Genomic DNA, 21,148 nt, shown 5'->3' with positions numbered 1-21,148 from the left:
TCCCAGAAAAAGCCCGTGCCGGTGGTGGACCTGCCCCTCGGCGCCACCGAGGACCGGGTGGTCGGCACCCTCGACCTCGAACGGGCACTCGGCGCCGGCGTGAAGGCGTTCGAGCCGGGGCTGCTCGCCCGCGCCAACCGGGGCTTTCTCTATATCGACGAGGTGAACCTGCTGGAGGACCACCTTGTGGACCTGCTCCTCGACGTGGCGGCCTCGGGCGTGAACACCGTCGAGCGCGAGGGACTGTCCCTGCGCCACCCCGCCCGATTCGTCCTCGTCGGCTCCGGCAACCCGGAGGAGGGGGAGTTGCGTCCGCAGCTCCTCGACCGGTTCGGGCTGGCCTGCGAGGTCACCACCCCCACCGACATCGCCACCCGCATCGCGGTGGTCCGCGCCCGCGACGCCTACGAGCGCGATCCCGACGCCTTCTGCGCCGCCCACGCCAAGGAGGATGCGGCCACCCGCAAGCGGCTGGAGGCGGCGCGCAAGCGTCTCCCGTCCGTGGCCGTGCCGGATGCGGCCCTGGAGCAGGCGGCCCGGCTCTGCCTCGCCCTCGGCACCGATGGCCTGCGCGGCGAGCTGACCCTGATGCGCACGGCCCGGGCGCTGGCCGCCCTCGACGGCGCCGGGACGGTCACCGACGACCATCTCCGCCGCATCGCCCCGGCGGCGCTCCGCCACCGCCTGCGCCGCAACCCGCTCGACGAGTCGGGCTCGACGGCGCGGGTGGAGCGGGCGCTGGCCGAGGTGTTTCCGTGACAGGGTCACCGGCTCTCCCTCCCCCCTCTGCGGCTCCCGGCGCGAGAGGCGGCCGAGCCCCGACACCCTCACCGTCGTCGCGAGCGCAGCGAAGCAACAGAGGGCAGCGAGACGCCGCAACAGGTGGCGGATCCATCGCCTCTGTCCCGGCTCCGCCGTTCCGCCGTCATCGCGGGCGGAGCGATGCAATCCCATCGGCGCCGCCCCATCCCGACACGTCGCGCCCTGGATCGCTTCGGCTTCGCCTCGCGATGACGGCGGAGGGGACGGCCAGCGAAAGCGGCGGGCCGAGGCGATGACACCGCAACCGTCCCAGGACGCGCGAATCCCCCCCGCAGAGGGGGGAGGGAGTGCGGGCGTGTGGGCGGATGCCCTCCTCGCCCTCCGGTTGTTCGCCGCCGACCCGCACGGCCTCGGGGGCGTGGTGGTGCGCGCCGGGCCGGGACCCGTCCGGGAGGCATGGCTCGACCGGCTTCGCGACGCCCTGGGGGCGGAACGCCCCATCCGGCGGATGCCACCGGGGACCGGCGACGAGGGGCTGCTCGGCGGCCTCGACCTCGCCGCGACCCTGTCGGCCGGGCGCCCGGTCTCGCGGACGGGCCTCCTCGCCGGGGCGGATGGCGGGGTGATCGTCGTACCCATGGCCGAACGGCTGGAGCCCGGCACCGCCGCCCGCCTCGCCGCCGCCCTCGATACCGGCCGGGCCGGGCCGGAGGGCGCCTCCGCCCGGTTCGGCCTCGTGCTTCTCGACGAGGGACAGGGCGACGAGGCGGCGCCCGCCGCCCTCGCCGACCGGCTGGCCTTCCGCATCGACCTCGACGCGGTCCCCCCGCGCCTCGCCGCCGGGCCGGACCCCGCGTCGGAGGACGCCGGGCCGGAGGAGGGGGCCGGGGGCGATCCCGTGGCCCTGCTCTGTACCCTCGCGGACGCGTTCGGCATCGCCTCGCCGCGAGCCCCGATCCTAGCCCTGCGGGTCGCGCGGGCGCTGGCCGGGGAGGGGGCGCCGCCCCCGGCCCTCGCGGCGGCGCGGCTGGTCCTCGCCCCGCGGGCCGAGCGCCTGCCCGAACCCGGCCCCGCACCGGAACCGCCGCCGCCCCCGGAGGGCGAGCGGACCGAGACCCCGCCCTCCGAGGGCGAGGCGACCGAGCCCGCCCCGCCGGAGGATGTCGTGCTCGATGCCGTGCGCGCCGCGATCCCACCACGGCTCATCGAATCCCTGCTGACGGGAGGGCCGCGGGCCTCGCAGGCCCGGGCCGGGCGGGGTGGGCGGCCGGAGGCGGTGTCGCGCACGGGGCGCCCGGTCGGCAGCCGGCCGGGGGATCCCCGGCGCCACCGCCTCGACCTCCTGGCGACCCTGCGCGCCGCCGCCCCGTGGCAGGCCCTTCGCCGGGCCGGGGCGCAGGACGGCGCCCTGCGGATCCGCCGGGACGACCTGCGCGTCCGCAAGCTGCGCCGCCGGGTCGAAACGACCACGGTGTTCTGCGTGGATGCCTCCGGCTCGGCCGCCCTGGAGCGGCTCGCGGAGGCGAAGGGGGCCGTCGAGGCCCTGCTGGCGGAGGCGTATGTCCGGCGCGACCGGGTCGCCCTGGTGGCGTTCCGCGGGAGGGGGGCGGATCTGGTCCTGCCGCCGACGCGCTCCCTCACCCGGGCGAAGCGCGGCCTCGCGGGGCTTCCGGGGGGCGGAGGCACGCCCCTGGCCTCGGGGCTCGACGCGGCGCTGGCCGTCGCCCTCGGCGTGCGCCGGGGCGGGGGCAACCCTCTCGTCGTGGTGCTGACCGATGGCCGGGCCAACGTCGCCCGCAGCGGGGAGGGCGGTCGGGCCAGGGCCGGGGAGGAGGCGATCCAGGCTGCCCGCGCCGTCAGGCAGGCGGGGCTGGCGGCCCTGGTGGTCGATACCGGCGCCCGCGGGGGCGGGGCGAAGGCGGTGGCTGACGCGATGGACGCGCGCTATCTGGCCCTACCGCGGGTGGATGGCGGCACGATCGGCGCCGCCGTGAAGGCGATGCGGTGAACCGCTCAGAGGTCGCCGCCGAGACCGATGCCGCTGTCGGCGAGGCGCTGGTGGTGGGCGATCCACGACCGCACGATGTCCTGGAAAAGGCCCGCGACGTTCCAGCCGGCGAAGGGCGCGGCGGCGGTCTCGTGCGTGGGGATGAGAGGTATCATGACCTGCTCCTGAGTGGGGGGTGTCGGCTTTTCTTGAGAGGTCGAAAGATGCGCCCTCTCCCGCAGCGCAACAAGGACGGCGGCATCACCCGTGGCATGCGGCCCCCGCATGGATTTGTCGATATCCACGAAATACTTCCGGGGCGGAAGGATAGCGCCGGACGTCTCCGGAAATCCTGCCGGAGCGACCCCGGCAGGATTGTGCGGCCCGCATTTTGCTGCAATGCCGAAGACACCGTTCGCCTCGTCCCGCCACCCGCATGGCGGCGTTGCGCGCGCAGTGAAGCAACCCAGGGACGCGGGCCGTCTGCGGACGTCGCGCCGCCGGCCCGCGTCGCGGCGCACGCCATGACGGCATCGGGCTGCAGAGCCCCCACCCAACCCACGAGGCCCCCGTGCTGAGCTTCGACACTCCCGACCGGCCCGACTGGACCAGGGACGGCCACGATTGGCCGCACCGGGCGGCGAGCCGCTTCGTCCCGGCGGGGGGCCTGACATGGCATGTGCAGGAGTTCGGCCCGGCCGAGGCACCGGTCCTGCTGCTGCTCCACGGGACGGGGGCGGCGACCCATTCCTGGCGCGGGCTGGCGCCGCTGCTGGCCGGACAGTTCCGCGTGGTCGCGCCCGACCTGCCGGGCCACGGCTTCACCGATCCGCTGCCGGCGCGGGAGCTGTCCCTGCCGGGCATGGCGAAGGCGGTGGGCGCGCTGGTGGCCGAACTCGGCCTCGCCCCGGCCATCGTCGCGGGCCATTCCGCCGGGGCGGCGGTGCTGGCGCGGATGTGCCTCGACGGGGCCCTCGCCCCGCGCCTGTTCGTGGCCTTCAACGGGGCGCTGGCGCCGCTCCCCGGCGCGGCGAGCGTCCTGTTCCCGAGCATCGCGCGGCTGCTGTTCCTGAACCCGCTGACGCCGCGGGTCTTCGCCTGGACGGCGGACCGGGCGGCGGTGCGCCGCCTGATCGAGGGGACGGGCTCGCGCCTCGACCCGGAGGGGCTCGACCTCTACCGCCGCCTCTTCGCCAAGGCGGGCCATGTCCGCGGGGCGCTGGGCATGATGGCGAACTGGGACCTCGACCGCCTGCACCGGGACCTGCCCGGCCTCGCCCTGCGCACGCTGCTGATCGTCGGCGGGGACGACAAGGCGATCCTGCCCGACACCGCCTTCACCCTCCGCGACCGATTGCCCGATGCGCGGGTGGCCCTGGCCCGGGGCCTCGGCCACCTCGCCCACGAGGAGGCGCCGGAGCGGGTGGCCGAACTCCTGCTCGAGGAGGCCCGGGCCGTCGGGGTCGTTTGAGCGCAGGGGGTGGCCCCCAAGCTTCGGCCCACCTAGCTCGCGTATCCGAAATGCATGTGGCGGAATGGTAGTCGCGAATGGCAAGGCCCGTGATCGGCGTCATCGGTAACGCGCGCCAGCTCGACGACCGCTTCCCGGCGCAGGTCGTCGGCATGAACAACCTGCGCTCCCTGGCCGAGGTGGCGGGCGCCCTGCCGCTGGTCTTCGCCGCCTGCCCGAAGGTCACCGATATCGGCGACCTCCTCGACACGGTCGATGGCGTGCTGCTCACCGGCGGCCGCGCCAACATCCATCCCCAGCGCTTCGGCGATGAACCGGGCCCCGCCTACGAGCCCTACGACGAATCCCGCGACGCCCTGGCGCTGCCCCTGGTGGAAGCCTGCGTCGCCCGCGGCGTGCCGATCTTCGGCATCTGCCGGGGCTTCCAGGAGATCAACGTCGCCTTCGGCGGCACCCTCGACCCGGAGATCCGCGAGCTTCCCGGCCGGATGAACCACCGGATGCCCCGGCTCCCCAACGGCGAGATCCACCCGGACCTGGAGGTGGTCTTCGCCGACCGGCACGAGGTCCGCCTCACGGAGGGCGGCGCCTTCGCCGGCATCATCGGCCGGGACAGGATCCGCGTGAACTCCCTCCACGGCCAGGGCGTCCGGTCGCTCGGCCCCCGGGTCGTGATGGAGGGCATCGCCGAGGACGGGACCATCGAGGCGATCCGCATCGGCGAGGCGCCGGGCTTCGCCCTCGGCGTCCAGTGGCACGCCGAGCACGACACCGCGACGAACCCGGTCAACCGGCCGCTGATCGCGGCGTTCGGCCGGGCCGCGGCGGAGCATGCGCGGACCGGCGCCTGAGCCCGTCCGGCCATGCCCCCTTGTCCCGCGTGCGACCGCCCGATGTCGCGCTCCCCGGCGCCGGCCGGCGCCCTAGTTTCCCGCTGATGCAGATCCATCTCGACGCGCTTGGCGGGGTCGCGGGCGACATGTTCGTCGCCGCCCTGCTCGATGCCTTCCCGGAGCACGAGGCCGGCACCGCCCGGAGCGTGCGCGCCGCCCTGGCCGGGGCGGCGCCGGGCGATGCCGCGGCGGTGGCCTGTGCGCTGTCCCCCCATTCCGACGGCATCCTCACCGGGCGCCGCTTCAAGGTCACCCGCGACGGACGCCCGGCCGAGGAGAACGGCCACAGCCACCACGCGCACAGCCACGATTTTCACAGCAACGATTCTCACGGCCATGACGCGCACGGTCATGACGGGCATCACGCTCACCATCACCATGACGGGGGCCACCACCCTCCGGCGCCTGCCCACCACGGCCACCGCCGGTGGGCCGAGATCCGCGACGGCCTGCGCCGGGCGGACCTGATGCCGGAGGTCGCCGGCCATGCGCTGGCGATCTTCGGGCACCTCGCCGACGCCGAGGCGCGGGTCCACGGGATCGGCGTGGACGAGGTGGCCTTCCACGAGGTCGGCGCCTGGGATTCCATCGCCGACATCGTGGCCGCCGCCCATCTCGCGGCGGCCCTGGACGCGAGCGCCTGGACGGTGTCGGCCCTGCCGCTGGGCGGTGGGCGGGTGAAGACCCAGCACGGCCCCCTGCCGGTGCCGGCCCCGGCCACGGCGCTCCTCCTCGCCGGCTTCGCCATGGTCGATGACGGCATTCCCGGCGAGCGCGTGACGCCCACCGGCGCGGCGATCCTGCGCCACCTCTGCCACGGGGCCGCCCGGTCCCCCGGGGCACGGGTCCTCACCCGGACGGGGACCGGGTTCGGCGGGCGGACGCTGCCCGGCATCAGCAACTGCCTGCGGGTGCTGGCCTTCGGGGAGGGCGCCCCGGCGGCGGAGGGCCACCGGGAGATCGGCGTGATCGAGTTCGAGGTGGACGACCAGACCGCCGAGGACCTCGCCCAGGGCCTCGACCGGATCCGCGCCCATGCCGACGTCCTCGACGTGGTGCAGATGCCGGTCTTCGGCAAGAAGGGGCGGATGATGACCCATGTCCGGGTGCTCGCCCGCGTCGCCGGGCTCGACGGGGCCATCGCCGCCTGTTTCCGGGAGACCACGACCATCGGCCTGCGTCACCGCACGATGGCCGGCATCGCCCTGCCGCGCGAGAGCGTGACGGTGGAGGCCGAGGGCCGGGAGGTCCGGGTGAAGACCGTCGCCCGGCCGGGCGGGCGCACCGCCAAGGCCGAGGCCGACGACGCCCTGTCCGGGCAGGACCACGCGACGCGCGCCCGCCTGCGCCGGGCGGCGGAGCGCATCGCCCTCGCGCGGGGAGACGGGGAATGACCGGAACCGCCCGCGAACGCCTCGAACAGGTCCTGAGGGAGACCGGCCCGCTCACGGTGGCGGTCAGCGGCGGCGTCGACAGCCTGACGCTGGCCGCCCTGAGCCACCGCGTGCTGGGATCGGCCGCGGCGATGGTCCACGCCGCTTCGCCCGCCGTGCCCGGCGAGGCGACGGCGCGGGTGCGCGCCGAGGCCGCCCGGGAGGGCTGGGACCTGCGCGTCGTGGAGGCCGGCGAGTTCGCCGACGCCCGCTACCGGGCGAACCCGGTGAACCGCTGCTTCTTCTGCAAGACCAACCTCTACGGGACGATCCGCACCGTCACCGACCGGCAGATCGTCTCGGGCGCCAACCTCGACGACCTCGGCGAGTACCGCCCCGGCCTCGACGCCGCCCGCGAGCACGGGGTGCGCCACCCTTACGTCGAGGCGGGCCTCGACAAGGCGGCGGTCCGGGCGCTCGCCCGCGACCTCGGCCTCGGGGCGGTGGCGGAACTGCCCTCCGCGCCCTGCCTGTCGAGCCGGGTCGAGACCGGCCTGCGGATCGAGCCCGAGACGTTGGCCTTCATCCACGCGGTGGAGGGGATGGTGGGCGGCGCCCTCGGACCCGGCAGCGCCCGCCGGGCGGTGCGCTGCCGGGTCCGGGCGGAGGGCGTGGTGATCGAGCTCGACCCCGCGAGCCTCGACGCCCTTGAGCCCCCGGCCCGCGACGACCTCGCCCACCGGATCGCGGCGGCGGCCCCGGCCGGGCTCGCGGACAGCGGTATCCGCTTCCAGCCATACCGGGTCGGCAGCGCCTTCCTCACCGGAGACACCGCATGAGCCCGCCTCCCGCCGTCTCTGCGAGCGCAGGGACGCAATCCAGGAACGCGCCCCGTCCGGAAGCCGCCCGCCGCCCTGGGTGGCTTCACTCCGTTCGCCATGACGGTGGTGGTCAGCCGACCTGCCTCGTCTTTGCGAGCGACGCGAAGCAATCCAGGGACGCGCCACATCCGGAAGCCGCCCGCTGCCCTGGGTTGCTTCACTCCGTTCGCAATGACGGTGGTGATCGATCGACCCTCTTCGTCTTTGCGAGCGACGCGAAGCAATCCAGGGACGCGCCCCATCCGGAAGCCGCCCGCAGCCCTGGGTGGCTTCACTCCGTTCGCAATGACGGTGGTGATCGATCGACCCTCTTCGTCTTTGCGAGCGACGCGAAGCAATCCAGGGACGCGCCCCGTCCGGAAGCCGCCCGTTGCCCTGGGTGGCTTCACTCCGTTCGCAATGACGGTGCGGGTGGGATGAGCGCCGGAGACATCGCATGAGCGTCACGGACGAGTTCACCCTCGATTTCGGCCGGGCCGAGCGGATCGGCCTGGAGGAGGCGATCTACTGCGCCGGCAAGTCGCCGGAGCAGATCGACGCCATCCTCGACGCGGCGGCGGAGCGGGGCGCCCGCTTCCTCCTCACCCGCCTCGATGCGGACAAGCTCGGCGCCCTCTCCGGCGCCCACCGCCGCCGGCTCGACCATTGCCCGGTCTCCCGCACCGCCGTCTTCGGCGAGCCCCGGCCGGTGGAAGGCACGCCCTCCGTGGCGGTGGTGGCCGCCGGCACCTCGGACGTGCCCGTCGCCCGGGAGGCGCTGCGCACGCTCCACTACCAGGGCCGCGGGGCGACCCTCATCGCCGATGTCGGCGTCGCCGGCCTGTGGCGCCTGACGCAGCGGATCGAGGAGATCCGCACCTTCCCGGTGGTCATCGTGGCGGCGGGGATGGATGCGGCCCTGCCGAGCGTCGTCGGCGGACTCGTGGCCGCGCCGGTGATCGCGGTGCCGACCTCCGTCGGCTACGGCATCGCCGCGGGGGGGCAGGTGGCCCTGAACTCGGTGCTGGCGAGCTGCGCGCCGGGCATCACCGTCGTCAACATCGACAACGGCTACGGTGCGGCCTGCGCCGCCCTGCGCCTGCTGCACGCGGCCGAGCGCCTCGCCCGGCGCACCGAACGATGACGCCCGGCAACCGTTGATCCCGCGACCCACCGGAGCACCCCGATGACTCCCGATCAGACACCTTCACGGAGACCGACATGGAACGCCGCGACTTCCTCAAGGGCGCTGCCCTCGGCGCCGGCCTCACCGCGGTCAGCCCTGCGGGGGCGGCCGTGAGCGACACCGGCCTGCCCAACACCCGGCCGCAGGACCCGGCCGACCTGCCGCTGATCTCCGATCCCGGCGAGCGCCGGGGCGAGATGCTCTACCGGAAATTCGGCAAGACCGACGAGACGATCTCGGCCATCGGCATGGGCGGGTTCCACCTCGGCAAGGGCGCCGTGACGGACGCCGAGGCGACCCGGCTGGTCCATGAAGGGATCGACCGCGGCATCACCTTCATGGACAACTGCTGGGACTACAACGAGGGCCGCTCCGAGGAGCGGATGGGCATCGCCCTCGAGCAGAACGGCTCCCGCAACAAGGTCTTCCTGATGTCCAAGATGGACGGGCGGACCAAGGAGGAGGCGATCAAGCAGATCGACCAGTCGCTGCGCCGCCTGCGCACCGACCATATCGACCTCGTCCAGCACCACGAGATCCTGCGCTTCGACGATCCCGACCGGGTCTTCGCCGAGGGCGGCGCCATGGAAGGGTTCATGGAGGCCAAGAAGCAGGGCAAGCTCCGCTACATCGGCTTCACCGGCCACAAGGACCCGCGCATCCACCTGCAGATGCTCACGGTGGCGCAGGAGCGGGGCTTCCACTTCGATTCCTGCCAGATGCCGCTCAACGTGATGGACGCGCATTTCCGCTCGTTCGGCCATCTCGTGCTGCCGCACCTCGTCCGCGAGGGCATCGCGCCGCTGGCCATGAAGACCTTCGGCGACGGGGTGATCCTGAAGTCGGACGCGCCGATCAAGCCGATCGAGTACCTGCACTTCTCCCTGAACCTGCCGGTCTCGGTGGTCATCACCGGCATCCAGAACCAGCGGGACATGGATCAGGCCTTCGAGGCGGTGAAGACCTTCCAGCCCATGGACAAGGCGAAGGTGGCCGAACTGCTCTCGCGGGCGAAGCCCTACGCCCTGGAGGGCAAGTACGAGCTGTTCAAGACCAGCGCGACCTTCGACGGCACCGCCAAGAACGCGGCGTGGCTCGGCGAGGACGTGCAGGGGGTGAAGAAGCTCGCCCCCGTGATGGAGTAGGGCCCGCCACGTCCCTCCCCCCTCCGCGGGGGAGGGAGCGCGCGGCCGGACGTCATCCCGGGCCATGTACGACCCTTGCCCCCCGCCGCACGGCGGGGGACAGTGCCTGCGACGCCGCATGAGACGGCGCGCAGGGGAGGTCGCATGGAGATCGCTGTCGTCGGCGGCGGGCTGATGGGCCACGGGATCGCCCTGGTCCTGGCGCTCGCGGGGCACGGGGTCCGGATCACCGACACCCGCGCCGAGATCCGCGCGGCGGTGCCGGGCCTGATGGCCTCGGCGCTGGCCACCCTGCGGGAGGCCGGCGCCGCCCCGGAGGGCTGGGACGGGGACCGTCTCGCCCGGGCGGTGCGGATCGAAGCGGGCCTGCCCGCCGTGGTGGAGGGCGCCGCCCTCGTCATCGAGGCGATCACCGAGAACCCCGAGGCCAAGCGCGGCCTGTTCGCGCACCTCGACCGGCTCTGCCCGCCGGAGACGATCTTCGCCAGCAACACCAGCTACCTCGACGTGTTCCCCCTCATCCCCGAGGGCCGGCAGGCCCGCGCCCTGGTGATGCACTGGTACACGCCGCCCTACATCATCGACCTCGTGGACGTGGTGCCGGGGCCGGGGACCGACCCGGCGGTGATCGCGGCGATGGCCGACCTCGTGACCGGCCTCGGCCAGACGCCGGTGGTGCTGAAGCGCTTCGTGCCGGGCTACATCGCCAACCGCATCCAGCAGGCGATCAGCGCCGAGGTGTTCCACCTGCTGGACGAGGGCTACGCCACGCCCCGGGAGATCGACGAGGCCATCATCCACGGCCTGTCCCTGCGCATCCCGATCCTCGGCCACCTCGCCAAGGCCGACTTCACCGGGCTGGAACTGACGCAGCGCGCCCTCGCCAACCGGACCTACGCCCCACCGCCGCCCCGGGAGCGGTCCGAGACCCTGGATGCCCTCTGCGCCGGGGGTCGCACGGGCGTGATGGCGGGTGCGGGCTATTTCGACTGGGGCGGGCGCGACCCGGCGGAGCTGTTCCGCGAGCGCGACCGCAAGCTCCTCGCCCTCAAGAAAGCGATGGCCGGAATCGGCCGGATGGAGGGGACATGATCGGCGCCGATCTCTCCGGCAGGCGGGTGCTCGTGACGGGCGCCTCCTCCGGCATCGGGCTCGCCACGGTGGCCCTGTTCGCCCGCAACGGCGCCACCGTCGCCCTCAACCACCTGCCCGGCGACGACCGGGGACCGGCCGAGGCGGAACGCCTCGCGGGGCAGGGCCTCGCGGTCATGGCCCTGCCGGGCGACGTGTCCGAGCCCGGCGAGGCCGAGGCCATGGTCGCTTGCGGCATCGCCCGGCTCGGCGGGCTCGACGTGCTGGTGAACAATGCCGGCACCTCCGGCACCGCCGCGCCCATCGCCTTCGAGGACCTCGACGCGATGACCGAGGCGTTCTGGCAGACGATCCTCTCGACCAACCTCGTCGGGCCCTACCGCTGCGCCCGTGCCGCCGCGCCGGCCCTGCGGGAGGCGCGGGGCGCCATCGTCAACACCGCCTCGGTGGCGGGCCTCGGCCGGCGGGGCTCGTCCATCGCCTATTCGGCGAGCAAGGCCGGCCTCATCAACCTCACCCGCAGCCTCGCCCGGGCGCTGGCCCCGGAGATCCGCGTGAACGCCGTGGCGCCGGGCCTCGTGGAGACGGCGTGGACCGCCGCATGGCCCGCCGAGCGCAAGGCCGCCACCCTGGAGCGGACCATGCTCGCGCGGCTGGCCAAGCCCGAGGACATCGCGGAGGCGATCCTCTTCCTCGGGGCCGGGGCAGCCTACATCACCGGCGAGACAATCACCGTGGACGGAGGCGCGAAGTAGGCAAGCGCCACCGACATCCAGAACGCCGTCGCGGGCGCCAACGAAGCCATGACGGGGAGGGAGAGGGGAACAGTCTCCGCCCCTCAGGCGGCGGCCGGCTCGGCGTCGAGGTCGAGGTCGATGGTGGCGCAGTTCTCCAGGAACGTGCCGGTCAGGTGGTAGAAGAACGTGCCGTGGCCCACCACCGCGATGGTGCGCTCGGGCCGCCCCCGCAGCCATTCCCGGAACCCGGCGACCCGGCGGTCGAACAGGGGGCGGGGCTCGATGGGCAGGCCGAAGGTGAGGTCGGCGCCCTCCTCGGCGTGCCACCAGACCTCAGGCAGGTGCCCGACATCGAGGTGCGGGAAATCCGCCGCCAGCTCGGACGCCGCCCGGCCGACATCGCAGCTGCTCTCCTGGCACTCCCGGTGGAGCACCTCGACCAGGAGGCGGGGCGCGCTCGGATGGTCCTCGAAGGCGAGCGCCGCCGTCTGGATCGCCCGGGTGAGCGGCGACACCACCACCAGCTCGAAGGGGATGTCCCGGAGCCGCGCCCGGGCCGCCTTCGCCTGCGCCTCGCCCTTGGGGGTGAGGCGCGCGTCACGGTGGTTGGGATCGACCCCCGTCGCCCGGTGGGCGGCGTTGAAGGTCGATTCCCCGTGGCGGAGGCAGACGATGCGTGTCTCTGTTCCCATCGTACCTGAAGCTGGCCTGTGAAACGCGTGCTGTGGAAGGGGCTTACGAGAAGCGGCCGCCACGCTGGATGACCTCGATCTTGTAGCCGTCGGGGTCGGTGGCGAAGAAGAACCGGGCGAGCGGCGTGTCGCCGTGCTTGAGGGTCTTCAGGTCGGTGACGGTGAAGCCGGCCTCCTTGTGGCGGGCGTGCTCGGCCTCGACATCCTCCACGACGAAAGCGAGGTGGCCGTAGCCGTCGCCCATGTCGTAGGGCTTCTCCCGGTCCTTGTTGACCGTCAGCTCCAGCTCGAAGGGCGAGGACGGGTCGCGCAGGTAGAGCAGGGTGAAGTCCGGGAAGTCGAACCGGTCGGCGGGCTCCAGGCCGAAGGCGCGGGAATAGTAGTCGCGGGAGCGCGCCTCGTCGCGGACGCGGATCATGCTGTGGACGGGCTTGGCCATGGGCTCGCGGGTTCCGTGGGCGGGATGGGGCAGATGTGGTGCGCTGCGCCGATCAGGAAAGGGCGGCTCACTGCCCGATGCGAACGGTCTCGATCATCGCGCCGGCCGGGGCGAAGGCCTCCGGGTCGGTGCCGGTCATCCAGACCTGGCCCGCGAGGGCGTCCAGCGCCTCGAACAGGCCGAGCCGGCGCCGCGGGTCGAGATGGGCGGCGACCTCATCGAGCAGGATCGCCGGGGCGATGCCGCTCATGGCCCGCACCAGCCGCGCATGGGCGAGGACGAGGCCGATCAGCAGGGCCTTCTGCTCCCCCGTCGAGGCGGTGCCCGCGGGCACGTCCTTGGGGCCGTGGCGGACCACCAGGTCCGTGGTCTGCGGCCCGGTGAGGGTGCGCCCGGCCGCCCGGTCCCGGGGGCGGCCGTTGCGCAGGGCCAGCCGGAAGCGATCCTCGGCCTCGATGGCCGGCCATACCGCCACGAGGTCGTCGAGGTCGCCCTCCAGGCGGATGGAGGCCCAGGGGAAGGGCTGCGCGTCGTCGCGGGTCTGGGCGATCAGCCCGTCCAGGCGCTCCACCGTCTCCCGCCGGGCGAGCGCCACCGCGACGCCGAGTTCGGCGATCTCGCGCTCGATGGCGTCGAGCCAGCGGGCATCCTGGCCCGGCTCGTCCAGCAGGCGGTTGCGCGAGCGCAGCGCTCGCTCCAGGGCCGAGACCCGGGCGCCGTGGCCGGCATCGACCGCCAGCACCAGCCGGTCGAGGAAGCGGCGCCGGTCGCCCGCGGGGCCGCGGAACAGGGCGTCGAAATCGGGGGTGAGCCAGACCACCCGGAAGAATTCGCTGAAGACGACGGGGGAGCCCGCCGACGCGCCATCGACCCGGCACAGTCGGCTCGCCCGCCCGTCGAAACCCGGCGGCTCCATCCCCGTGCCGAGGCGATGCCCGGCCCCGTCCCGGTCGAGGGTGAGGGAGACGGCGAAGCCCCCCGCGCCACCCGTGCGGGCCATGGCCGAGAACTCCGCCCGGCGCAGGCCGCGGCCCGGGGCGAAGAGGGAGATCGCCTCCAGGATGTTCGTCTTCCCGGCCCCGTTCTCGCCCACCAGGGCGACGAGGCGGGCGTCGGGCTTCAGGTCGAGGTCAGCATGGTTGCGGAAGTCGCGGACGATCAGGCGGCTGAGGCGCTGGTCGGGGGGGGCCGGGTTTGGCGCGTCTGACATGCGGCGGGGTTCGGGGCCGGCTCGGGTGGTCCTGACGGGGGAGGACCCGCTGTAGCCGCTGCGGGCGGGAACGCCAATGCGACCGCGATGACCGGGACGATCAGCCCGCCCGGCCGGGATCGAGCAGGGCCGAGACCCGGGTGGCGAGGTCGGCCGAGCGGAAGGGCTTGGCCAGGACCGGCAGGTCCGGAGGGATCTGCATGGCCTCGGCATGGCCGGTGAGGATCAGCACGGGCAAGCCGGGCGCCCGGGCCCGCACCTCCGAGGCGAGTTCCACGCCGCTCATCCCCGGCATGGCGAGGTCGGCCACCACGAGGTCGAACCGCTCCTGCGCCAGCAGGTCGAGGGCGGAGGTCCCGTTGCCGGCCTCGGTCTCGTGGTAGCCGAACCCGGCCAGGAACGAGGCCGTGACGTGGCGCACCTCCGGGTCGTCGTCGACCACGAGAATGCGGGCCGGGCGGGCGGCGGCCGGCACCGCGGCGTCGCCCTGGTCGTCCTCCTCCGGCGCGGTGACGGCGAAGGGCAGGGCGAGCTCGACGCTGGTGCCGCGGTCGACCTCGCTCTCGATGGAAAACCGCCCCTTCGATTGCTGGGCGAGGCCGAACACCATCGCGAGCCCGAGGCCGGTGCCCTGGCCCACCGCCTTGGTGGTGAAGAACGGCTCGCAGACCCGGCGCAGGATCTCCTCCGGGATGCCCACGCCCTCGTCGGTGACGCGGATACCGAGATAGGCGCCGTCGGCGATCTCCGGGTCGCCCTCGATCACCATGCGGTGGGTGGCGATGGTGACCGCGCCGCCCTCCGGCATGGCGTCCCGGGCGTTGATGCAGAGGTTGAGCACCGCCAGTTCGAGCTGGTCGGGGTCGACCTGCGCGGCGGGCAGGCCGGGGGCCAAGTCCGTGCGCACGCTGACGCGGCCACCGAGGCTGCTCGAGAACAGTTCGCTCATGCCCTCGATCAGGGCGTTCACGTCCGTCGCCCGGGCCTGGAGGTCGTGGGCGCGGCTGAAGCTGAGGAGGCGCTTGGTGAGGGAGGCGCCCCGCTCGGCCGCCCCGCGGGCGTTCTCGATCAGGCGCTGCACCCGCGGCAGGTCGGCGACCTTGGGCCCCGCGAGCTCGAGGCTGCCGAGGATCGCGGTGAGCAGGTTGTTGAAGTCGTGGGCGATGCCCCCGGCGAGCGTCCCCAGCGCCTGCATCTTGTCCGATTGGCGCAGGCGCGCCTCCAGGCTCTTCTGCTCGGTGACGTCCCGCTCGATCACCGCGAGGTGGGAGACGGCGCCCCCGGCATCGCGGATCGGCACGCGGACGACCTCGCTCCACCGTTCGGCGCCGGGCAGCCCCTCGCTGGTGAGCGCCTCCGCGACGCCTCCGGCCCGGATCGCCTCCGCGTCGGCCCGGGCGGCGGCCTGCGCCTTCGGGTCGGGCAGGTCGGCCTCCCGCAGGTTCAGGCAGTCGCCGAGCTCGTGGCCGAGCAGGGCGGCCTTGCGGGCGTTGAGGCGGACGAAGCGCCCCTCCGCGTCCTTGAAGCTGATCGCGTCGGCGGCGTGGTCGAGCAGGCCGCGCAGCAGCGCCCGCTCGGTGGCGAGGTCGCGCCCGAGGCGGTGGCGGGCGTAGGCCTGGGCGACGGTGCCGCGCAGGATGCCGGGATCCCAGGGCTTGGTGACGTAGCCGACGATGCCGCCCCGGTTGAGGGCGGCGATCACGGCGGTGATGTCGGCGTAGCCGGTGAGCAGGATCGCCTGGGCGTCGTGGAAGGCGCGGGCCTCGGCGAGCAGGGCGTCGCCGCTCAGGCCCGGCATCCGCTGGTCGGAGACGATCACCGCGATGTCCGGCTCCGCCCGGAGGATCTCCAGGGCGTCGGCCGGCCGGCTCGCCGTGAGGACCCGGTAGGTGTCCTCGAACAGGTCTTCGAGGGCGATCAGGATATCCGGCTCGTCATCGACGGCCAGAATCGTGCCCTGTCGCGCCGTAGCGCCGCCCCCGGTCTCACTCATGCGCGTGCGCCGCCTGCCGCGGAATCCCGATCACGAAGCAGGCACCTCCAGTTGGAGCCGTCTCCACAGTAAGCGAGCCGCTATGCGCCTGAACGACGCTGTAGGCAATCGCGAGACCCAGCCCCGTCCCGGCCCCGACGGGCTTCGTGGTGAAGAACGGCTCGAAGATCTTTTCCCGCAGATTCTCGGGGATCCCGGGCCCCGTGTCGCTGATGCGGATCTCGTCGCAGACCTCGTTGGAGCGGGTCGCCACGCGGATCGTCCCGCCCTCGGGCATCGCGTCCGCGGCGTTGCCCAGGATGTTCATCACCACCTGGTTGAGGAGGGCCGGGGTGCAGTGGATCTCCGGCCGGCCGGAGAAGGTGCGCTCCACGGCGATCCGGTCGCCGAGCTTGTGCTGGATCAGGGCCAGCACGGTCTCGATGGCCTCCGGCACGTTGACCAGGGCCCGCTCGCCCTCGTCCAGGCGGGAGAACTTGCGCAGGTTGAGGACGAGGTCCTGGATGCGCGTCAGGCCGAGGCGCATCGCCCCGATCCGGCTCCGGGCCTTCTCGACGGACTTGGCCCCCGCCGCGGGATCGACCTGGGACAGCTCCCCGAGGATCCGCTCGACGGTGCCCTGGTGGGCGAGGATGAAGGCCAGGGGGTTGTTGATCTCGTGGGCGATGCCGGCCACCAGCTCGCCGAGCGAGGCCATCTTGGCGGCCTGGACGAGCTTCGCCTGGGCCTCGGTGAGGCGGTGGTTGGCCTCGGCGAGGTCCTGGTTCGCCCGCTCCAGGGCGTCGGCGAGGCTGGCGCGGGCCTCCGCCGCCTCGGCCTCGGCGCGGGCGCGCTCCACGGCCCGCTCGCGCTGGCCGAACTCGCCGGCGATCCGCCGGTCGTCCTCCTCCAGCAGGCGGCGGCGGACGAACCCCCGCACCCGGAGCGCCAGCACCTCGGCGTCGGTCTTGGAGATCACGTCGTCGGCGCCGGCCGCGAAGGCCTGGACGAGGAAATCCTTGGCCGGGTCGCTGCCGGAGATGGCCACGAGGTGGAAGCCCGCCCCCACCGCGTTCTCCCGGCGCAGGTCGATCTCCTTGCACAGGGCGAGGCCGTCATAGGCGTGGCCGAGGAGGTCCAGGGTCACGCAGTCGAAGGCGCCGTCCCGGGCGTCGAGGGCGGCGAGCGCCGCCGCGGGCCCGTCCGCCACGGCGACCTGATGTCCGTCCTGCCCCAGCAGCCCGGCGAGGAAGGTGCGGTAGGTGGCGCTGCCGTCGATGACGAGGATGCGGCCCCGGCGGAAGGCGGCGGCGCCGGGGTTGTCGTCGCCCCCGGCCCGGCGCTCGCGCAGCAGGGCGCGGATGCGCAGGATCATCAGGTCCCGGTCGGCGGATTTCGGGAGGTAGGCATCGGCCCCGCTCTCCAGGCCCTGGCGCTCGCCGCCGTTGCCGCCGGTGAGCATCAGCACCGGCAGGGCGCGGGTGCGCAGGGACAGGCGCATCTGCCGGATCAGCTCGTCGCCGTTCATGCCGGGCAGGTGATAGTCGGCCACGACGAGGTCCGGCTGGGCCTCGTTGAGGGCGTCGAGGGCGGTCTCCGCGCAGGCGCAGCGGGACACGCTGAAGCCGTGGGCCTCCAGAAACAGCCGCAGTTCGAGGGCCTGGGTCTCCGAATCCTCCACGAGGAGGATCCGGGCCGGCTCGCCCGCGGGGGTTCCGCTCACGGGACCGTCCCGGGCATGGCCAGCCGCATCACGTGCCCCGCGACCCGGTCGAGGGGCAGCACGGCCCGCGCCGCCCCGAGGCGCACCGCCGCCGCGGGCATGCCGTAGACCACCGCCGTGCTCTCGTGCTCGGCCACCGTCTGCGCCCCCGCGGCGTGCATGTCGGCGAGGCCGACCGCCCCGTCCTCGCCCATCCCGGTGAGGAGCACGCCGATGCCCGCGGCCCCCGCCTGCCGGGCGAGGGAGCGGAACAGCACGGTCGCCGCCGGGCGCTGCCCGGAGACGGGGGCGGACTCGTTCACCCGCATCACGAGGTTGGAGCCGAGTTCGAGGTGGCGGTCGCCGGGGGCGACGTAGACCCGGCCCGGCTCCGCCCGCTGCCCGTCGCGGGCCAGCGCCACCGGCAGGGCGACGACGCTGTCGAGCCACGCGGCGAAGCCCTCCATGAAGGCGGCGCCCATGTGCTGCACCAGCAGCACCGGCAGGGCGAAGTCCGCCGGCAGGCCGCCGATCACCTTGGCGAGGGCCGGGGGGCCGCCCGTGGAGGCGGCGATGCCCAGGACGCTCGGCGACTGGCCGAAGGCGGCGACCGGCGGCGACGGCGGGGTGGCCAGCGCGACCCGGCCCGACCATTCGGAGCCGATGGGCCTGCGGCGGATCACCGGCACCTGGGCCATGATCCGCAATTGCGTGCAGATCTCGCCGGCCACGGATTCGTAGCCCGCATGGGTCGTGGCCACCGGCTTCTCCACCACCGAGAGGGCACCGGCCCGCAGGGCGTTCATGGAGATGTGGAGGGAGGAATCCTCCACCGCGTCGGCGATGACGACGATGGGGGTCGGCCGCTCGGCCATGATCCGCCGGGTGGTCTCCAGCCCGTCGATGCCGGGCAGGCGGATGTCCATGGAGATCACGTCCGGGCGGGCACCCGCGATGGCCGACAGCGCCTCCTCCCCGGAGGCCACCGCCGCCACGAGTTCGAGGCGGGGATCGCGCGAGACGATGTAGCGGAGCAGCTCGCGCACCACGAGGCTGTCCTCGACGATCATCACCCGGACGGGGCTCACGGCCTGTCTCCCAAGGGGTTTTGCCGGCGCTCGCTGCGCACGCCCACCACCGCACCATCGTCATCGCGGGCGGCGCGAAGCCATCCAGCGGCGCCACGCCCGGTCACGGCCCGCGGCCCTGGGTTGCTTCGCTGCGCTCGCCATGACGGCGAGGGGACGAGACCCGCCGCGCCCACCACCGCACCGCCGTCATGGCGAGCGGCGCGAAGCCATCCAGCGGCGCCACGCCCGGACACGGCCCGCGAACCTTGGTCGCTTCCCTGCGCCCGCCATGACGGAGTGGAGGAGAGGCCGGTCACAGCAGCTGCCCGATCGTCTCAAGGAGCTTGCGCTGGTCGAAGCTCTGCTTCGTCATGTAGGCGTCGGCGCCGAGGTCGAGGCCGCGGGCCACGTCCTCCGGGTCTCCGCGGGAGGTCATCAGCACCGTGGGCAGGCGGGCGAAGCGCTCGTCGGCGCGCAGGGCCTTCAGCAAGCCGAACCCGTCGAGGCGCGGCATCTCCACGTCGGCGAGCACGAGGTCGACGGGTTCGACCTCGGCGCGCAGACGGTCGAGGGCGTCCTGCCCATCGACGCAGACGACGACGCGGTAGCCGGCGGCCTCCAAGATGCCCTTCTCCAAGGTGCGGGTGGTGATCGAATCGTCCACAACGAGGATCGTGGCGCGCGCCTGTCCGCGCGCCCGGGACCCCGGAGCGGTGTCCGGGTCCGAACGTGGCGCCTGCCCATGGGTTCCAGCGGCCCCGGCCCGCGCGGCGAGCCCGTCCGGGTCGAGGACCAGGACCGGGCGGTCCCCCGGCAGGATCGCGGTGCCGGCGATGAGGGCGGAATCGCCGCCGATCTCCGGGGCGGGCAGCACCAGCAGGGAGCGCACGTCGCTCAAGCCATCGACGGCGAGGGCGATGTGCCCGCCCTCCACCCGCAGCACCACGGCTGTCAGGCGGGCCGCATCGGGATCGGGGGCGGCACCGAGCATGCCGGCGAGCTCGGCGACCGGCAGGGCGGCCTCGCCGGGCTTGGCCGGCGGGAGCATGGTCCGGCCCATGGCCTGGGTGAGGCCCCCCCGGGGGAGGCGGACCAGCCGCTCCACCGCGGAGGAGGGCAGGGCGCAGGTATGCCCCCCCGCCTCGACGAGGAGCAGGCTGCGCCGGGCCGCCGAGAGGGGCAGGCTGAACGCCAGGGTCGTGCCGGCGGGGACGCGCGGCTCCAGGCGCACGCTGCCCTGGAGGGACCGGGCGGCGTCGGCGGCGACCGAGAGGCCGTAGCCGCGCCCCGACAGGGTGTCGATGGCGGCGGCCGTGGAAAAGCCGGGCTCGAAGACGAGGCGCAGCAGCGTCTCGGGGTCGCCCGGGGCCTCCGGGGCGAGGAGCCCGCGCTCCCGGGCCGCCGCCTCGATGCGGGCGAGGTCCGGCCCCGGCCCGTCGTCGTGCACCGCCACGCGCAGCCGGGCGCCGCGCAACGCCACCTCCAGCACCAGCCCCAGGGCCTCGGGCTTGCCGGCGGCCCGGCGGATCTCCGGCGGCTGCCACGCGTGGCTCAGGGCGTTGCGCAGGGCGTGCAGGAGCGGGTCCTTCAGGGCCTGGAGGGTCGCCCGCTCCACCGGCAGGTCGAGGCCGGTGACGGCGAGGTCGAGCTCCCGGCCCTGCTCCCGGGCCGTGTCGCGGATGGTGCGGGCCAGGGGGCCGAGCACGGTGTCCGCCGGCACAAGGGCGAGGCGCTCGGATTCGGTCCGCACCCGCGCCGCCGCGCCCTCGACGGCGCTGAGGGAGGCCGTCTGCCGCCGCGCATGGTCGGCGGCCTCCCGGGCGAGCCCGGCGAGGCCGGCGGTGAGGGCGCGGATGCCGGGGCCGGCCTCGGCCGAACCGAGGGCTTCGGCCGAGGCCTGAAGCCCGCGCAGGGACGCGGCGATGCGCTGGATGCCCTCCGCGGCGGACGCCTTGGCGGCCAGGGTGGTGGACAGGTCGGCGCTCGCCCGCAGCAGCGCCGTCACCGTCTCGGCGGGGACGCGCAGGAAGGAGGCGGGCTCAGGCCCCTCCGCCGGGCGCTCGGCGGCCCGCCTGGGCGCGGGCGGCGTGACGGGGGCGGGAGCGGCCTGCGCCGCGGGCACCGGCGGCGGGGCCGGTGGCGCGGGCGGCGGCGGCGCGGGGGCGGGCGGCCCGCTCTCCGGCAGGCCGAGGAGGCGGCCGAGGGCGTCGAGCCCGTCGCCCGGCATGTCGGGACCGGCGCCGCCGCTCAGGCCGGCGACGTAGGCCTCGATCCGGTCGAGGGCGAGGTCCACCGCCGCGGCGGCCTCCCGGTCCAGCGCCATGGCCCCGGTGCGGACCCGCTCGAACAGGGTCTCCAGCCGGTGGGACACGGCCTCGACCTGCGGCAGGTCGACGGCGCGGGAGGCGCCCTTCAGGCTGTGGGCCCGGCGGAACACATCGTTCCAGTCCGGCGCCTCGGCCCGGAGCGCCGCCCGGATCGCGGTGACGTGCTCCCGATGCTCGATGTCGAAGGCGGCGAGCAGCAGTTGGCGGATATCGGTCGCCACGGGGTGCGC

The 21,148-nt window shown here is 74.2% G+C and carries 18 protein-coding genes; 10 read left to right on the top strand and 8 right to left on the bottom strand.

Going from position 1 to position 21,148, the window contains the following annotated elements:
- Both MKK53_RS12330 and MKK53_RS12325 read left to right on the top strand, forming a co-directional pair.
- Nucleotides 1-759: ATP-binding protein (locus MKK53_RS12330; protein ID WP_243928986.1), on the top strand; the 759-nt coding region annotated here is incomplete at its 5' end.
- Nucleotides 760-1,054: 295 nt separating this feature from the next.
- Nucleotides 1,055-2,770 carry a magnesium chelatase subunit D gene (locus MKK53_RS12325; RefSeq protein WP_243928985.1) on the top strand — a complete coding sequence of 572 codons (1,716 nt, stop codon included), beginning with the start codon at nucleotides 1,055-1,057 and terminating at the stop codon, nucleotides 2,768-2,770.
- A 5-nt stretch (nucleotides 2,771-2,775) separates the two neighbouring features.
- Here the strand turns inward: MKK53_RS12325 and MKK53_RS12320 are convergent, their stop codons facing one another.
- A complete protein-coding gene (locus tag MKK53_RS12320) occupies nucleotides 2,776-2,925 on the bottom strand; it encodes a hypothetical protein (RefSeq protein ID WP_243928984.1) in 150 nt (49 codons plus the stop codon).
- Nucleotides 2,926-3,320: 395 nt separating this feature from the next.
- Between MKK53_RS12320 and bchO the strand changes: the two genes are divergently transcribed.
- The 8 genes from bchO (at nucleotide 3,321) to MKK53_RS12280 (ending at nucleotide 11,524) form a co-directional block, all read left to right on the top strand.
- Nucleotides 3,321-4,220, top strand: a complete 900-nt coding sequence (gene bchO / locus MKK53_RS12315) for an alpha/beta fold hydrolase BchO (protein ID WP_243928983.1) — start codon at nucleotides 3,321-3,323, stop codon at nucleotides 4,218-4,220.
- Between the two features lie 77 nt (nucleotides 4,221-4,297).
- On the top strand, nucleotides 4,298-5,071 hold the full coding sequence (locus tag MKK53_RS12310) for a gamma-glutamyl-gamma-aminobutyrate hydrolase family protein (protein WP_243928982.1): 774 nt from the start codon (nucleotides 4,298-4,300) through the stop codon (nucleotides 5,069-5,071).
- An 86-nt stretch (nucleotides 5,072-5,157) separates the two neighbouring features.
- The gene (locus MKK53_RS12305; protein WP_243928981.1) at nucleotides 5,158-6,507 is read left to right on the top strand and encodes a LarC family nickel insertion protein; all 1,350 of its coding nucleotides are present in this window, start codon (nucleotides 5,158-5,160) and stop codon (nucleotides 6,505-6,507) included.
- Complete coding sequence (locus MKK53_RS12300) at nucleotides 6,504-7,325, top strand: adenine nucleotide alpha hydrolase (RefSeq protein ID WP_243928980.1); 822 nt, start codon at nucleotides 6,504-6,506, stop codon at nucleotides 7,323-7,325. The genes MKK53_RS12305 and MKK53_RS12300 overlap by 4 nt, the downstream gene beginning before the upstream one ends.
- A 478-nt stretch (nucleotides 7,326-7,803) precedes the next feature.
- Nucleotides 7,804-8,490, top strand: coding sequence for a nickel pincer cofactor biosynthesis protein LarB (gene larB, locus MKK53_RS12295; RefSeq protein WP_243928979.1), 687 nt, complete (start codon nucleotides 7,804-7,806; stop codon nucleotides 8,488-8,490).
- Between the two features lie 77 nt (nucleotides 8,491-8,567).
- Nucleotides 8,568-9,677 carry an aldo/keto reductase gene (locus tag MKK53_RS12290; RefSeq protein ID WP_243928978.1) on the top strand — a complete coding sequence of 370 codons (1,110 nt, stop codon included), beginning with the start codon at nucleotides 8,568-8,570 and terminating at the stop codon, nucleotides 9,675-9,677.
- A 144-nt stretch (nucleotides 9,678-9,821) separates the two neighbouring features.
- Nucleotides 9,822-10,769 (top strand): 3-hydroxyacyl-CoA dehydrogenase family protein, encoded by a 948-nt coding sequence (locus MKK53_RS12285; protein WP_243928977.1) that lies wholly within the window; start codon nucleotides 9,822-9,824, stop codon nucleotides 10,767-10,769.
- On the top strand, nucleotides 10,766-11,524 hold the full coding sequence (locus MKK53_RS12280; protein WP_243928976.1) for an SDR family NAD(P)-dependent oxidoreductase: 759 nt from the start codon (nucleotides 10,766-10,768) through the stop codon (nucleotides 11,522-11,524). Before MKK53_RS12285 ends, MKK53_RS12280 begins: the two co-directional genes overlap by 4 nt.
- 83 nt (nucleotides 11,525-11,607) lie before the next feature.
- Here the strand turns inward: MKK53_RS12280 and MKK53_RS12275 are convergent, their stop codons facing one another.
- From MKK53_RS12275 to MKK53_RS12245, 7 genes are all read right to left on the bottom strand, one after another.
- Nucleotides 11,608-12,198 carry a histidine phosphatase family protein gene (locus MKK53_RS12275; protein ID WP_243928975.1) on the bottom strand — a complete coding sequence of 197 codons (591 nt, stop codon included), beginning with the start codon at nucleotides 12,196-12,198 and terminating at the stop codon, nucleotides 11,608-11,610.
- A gap of 43 nt (nucleotides 12,199-12,241) precedes the next feature.
- On the bottom strand, nucleotides 12,242-12,637 hold the full coding sequence (locus MKK53_RS12270; RefSeq protein WP_243928974.1) for a VOC family protein: 396 nt from the start codon (nucleotides 12,635-12,637) through the stop codon (nucleotides 12,242-12,244).
- A 67-nt stretch (nucleotides 12,638-12,704) separates the two neighbouring features.
- Nucleotides 12,705-13,847 carry a DNA replication/repair protein RecF gene (recF, locus tag MKK53_RS12265; protein WP_243928973.1) on the bottom strand — a complete coding sequence of 381 codons (1,143 nt, stop codon included), beginning with the start codon at nucleotides 13,845-13,847 and terminating at the stop codon, nucleotides 12,705-12,707.
- Between the two features lie 100 nt (nucleotides 13,848-13,947).
- Nucleotides 13,948-15,840: a response regulator gene (locus MKK53_RS12260; protein WP_243928972.1), complete on the bottom strand. Its 1,893-nt coding sequence runs from the start codon at nucleotides 15,838-15,840 to the stop codon at nucleotides 13,948-13,950.
- Complete coding sequence (locus MKK53_RS12255; protein WP_243928971.1) at nucleotides 15,833-17,542, bottom strand: response regulator; 1,710 nt, start codon at nucleotides 17,540-17,542, stop codon at nucleotides 15,833-15,835. The genes MKK53_RS12260 and MKK53_RS12255 overlap by 8 nt, the downstream gene beginning before the upstream one ends.
- Complete coding sequence (gene cheB / locus MKK53_RS12250) at nucleotides 17,539-18,591, bottom strand: chemotaxis-specific protein-glutamate methyltransferase CheB (RefSeq protein WP_243928998.1); 1,053 nt, start codon at nucleotides 18,589-18,591, stop codon at nucleotides 17,539-17,541. The genes MKK53_RS12255 and cheB overlap by 4 nt, the downstream gene beginning before the upstream one ends.
- 313 nt (nucleotides 18,592-18,904) lie before the next feature.
- Entirely contained in the window at nucleotides 18,905-21,139 is a 2,235-nt protein-coding gene (locus MKK53_RS12245) for a response regulator (RefSeq protein ID WP_243928970.1), read from the bottom strand.
- Between the last annotated feature and the right edge of the window lie 9 nt (nucleotides 21,140-21,148).

This window comes from Methylobacterium sp. J-076 (assembly GCF_022829405.1).
Taxonomy (GTDB): domain Bacteria; phylum Pseudomonadota; class Alphaproteobacteria; order Rhizobiales; family Beijerinckiaceae; genus Methylobacterium.
This window is presented reverse-complemented; position numbering and strand designations above follow the sequence as displayed.

Coding starts and splice junctions, on each gene's coding strand:
- MKK53_RS12325 (WP_243928985.1), top strand. CDS start 1,055: ATGACACCGCAACCGTCCCAGGACGCGCGAATCCCCCCCGCAGAGGGG.
- MKK53_RS12320 (WP_243928984.1), bottom strand. CDS start 2,925: ATGATACCTCTCATCCCCACGCACGAGACCGCCGCCGCGCCCTTCGCC.
- MKK53_RS12310 (WP_243928982.1), top strand. CDS start 4,298: ATGGCAAGGCCCGTGATCGGCGTCATCGGTAACGCGCGCCAGCTCGAC.
- MKK53_RS12305 (WP_243928981.1), top strand. CDS start 5,158: ATGCAGATCCATCTCGACGCGCTTGGCGGGGTCGCGGGCGACATGTTC.
- MKK53_RS12300 (WP_243928980.1), top strand. CDS start 6,504: ATGACCGGAACCGCCCGCGAACGCCTCGAACAGGTCCTGAGGGAGACC.
- larB (WP_243928979.1), top strand. CDS start 7,804: ATGAGCGTCACGGACGAGTTCACCCTCGATTTCGGCCGGGCCGAGCGG.
- MKK53_RS12290 (WP_243928978.1), top strand. CDS start 8,568: ATGGAACGCCGCGACTTCCTCAAGGGCGCTGCCCTCGGCGCCGGCCTC.
- MKK53_RS12285 (WP_243928977.1), top strand. CDS start 9,822: ATGGAGATCGCTGTCGTCGGCGGCGGGCTGATGGGCCACGGGATCGCC.
- MKK53_RS12280 (WP_243928976.1), top strand. CDS start 10,766: ATGATCGGCGCCGATCTCTCCGGCAGGCGGGTGCTCGTGACGGGCGCC.
- MKK53_RS12275 (WP_243928975.1), bottom strand. CDS start 12,198: ATGGGAACAGAGACACGCATCGTCTGCCTCCGCCACGGGGAATCGACC.
- MKK53_RS12270 (WP_243928974.1), bottom strand. CDS start 12,637: ATGGCCAAGCCCGTCCACAGCATGATCCGCGTCCGCGACGAGGCGCGC.
- recF (WP_243928973.1), bottom strand. CDS start 13,847: ATGTCAGACGCGCCAAACCCGGCCCCCCCCGACCAGCGCCTCAGCCGC.
- MKK53_RS12260 (WP_243928972.1), bottom strand. CDS start 15,840: ATGAGTGAGACCGGGGGCGGCGCTACGGCGCGACAGGGCACGATTCTG.
- cheB (WP_243928998.1), bottom strand. CDS start 18,591: ATGATCGTCGAGGACAGCCTCGTGGTGCGCGAGCTGCTCCGCTACATC.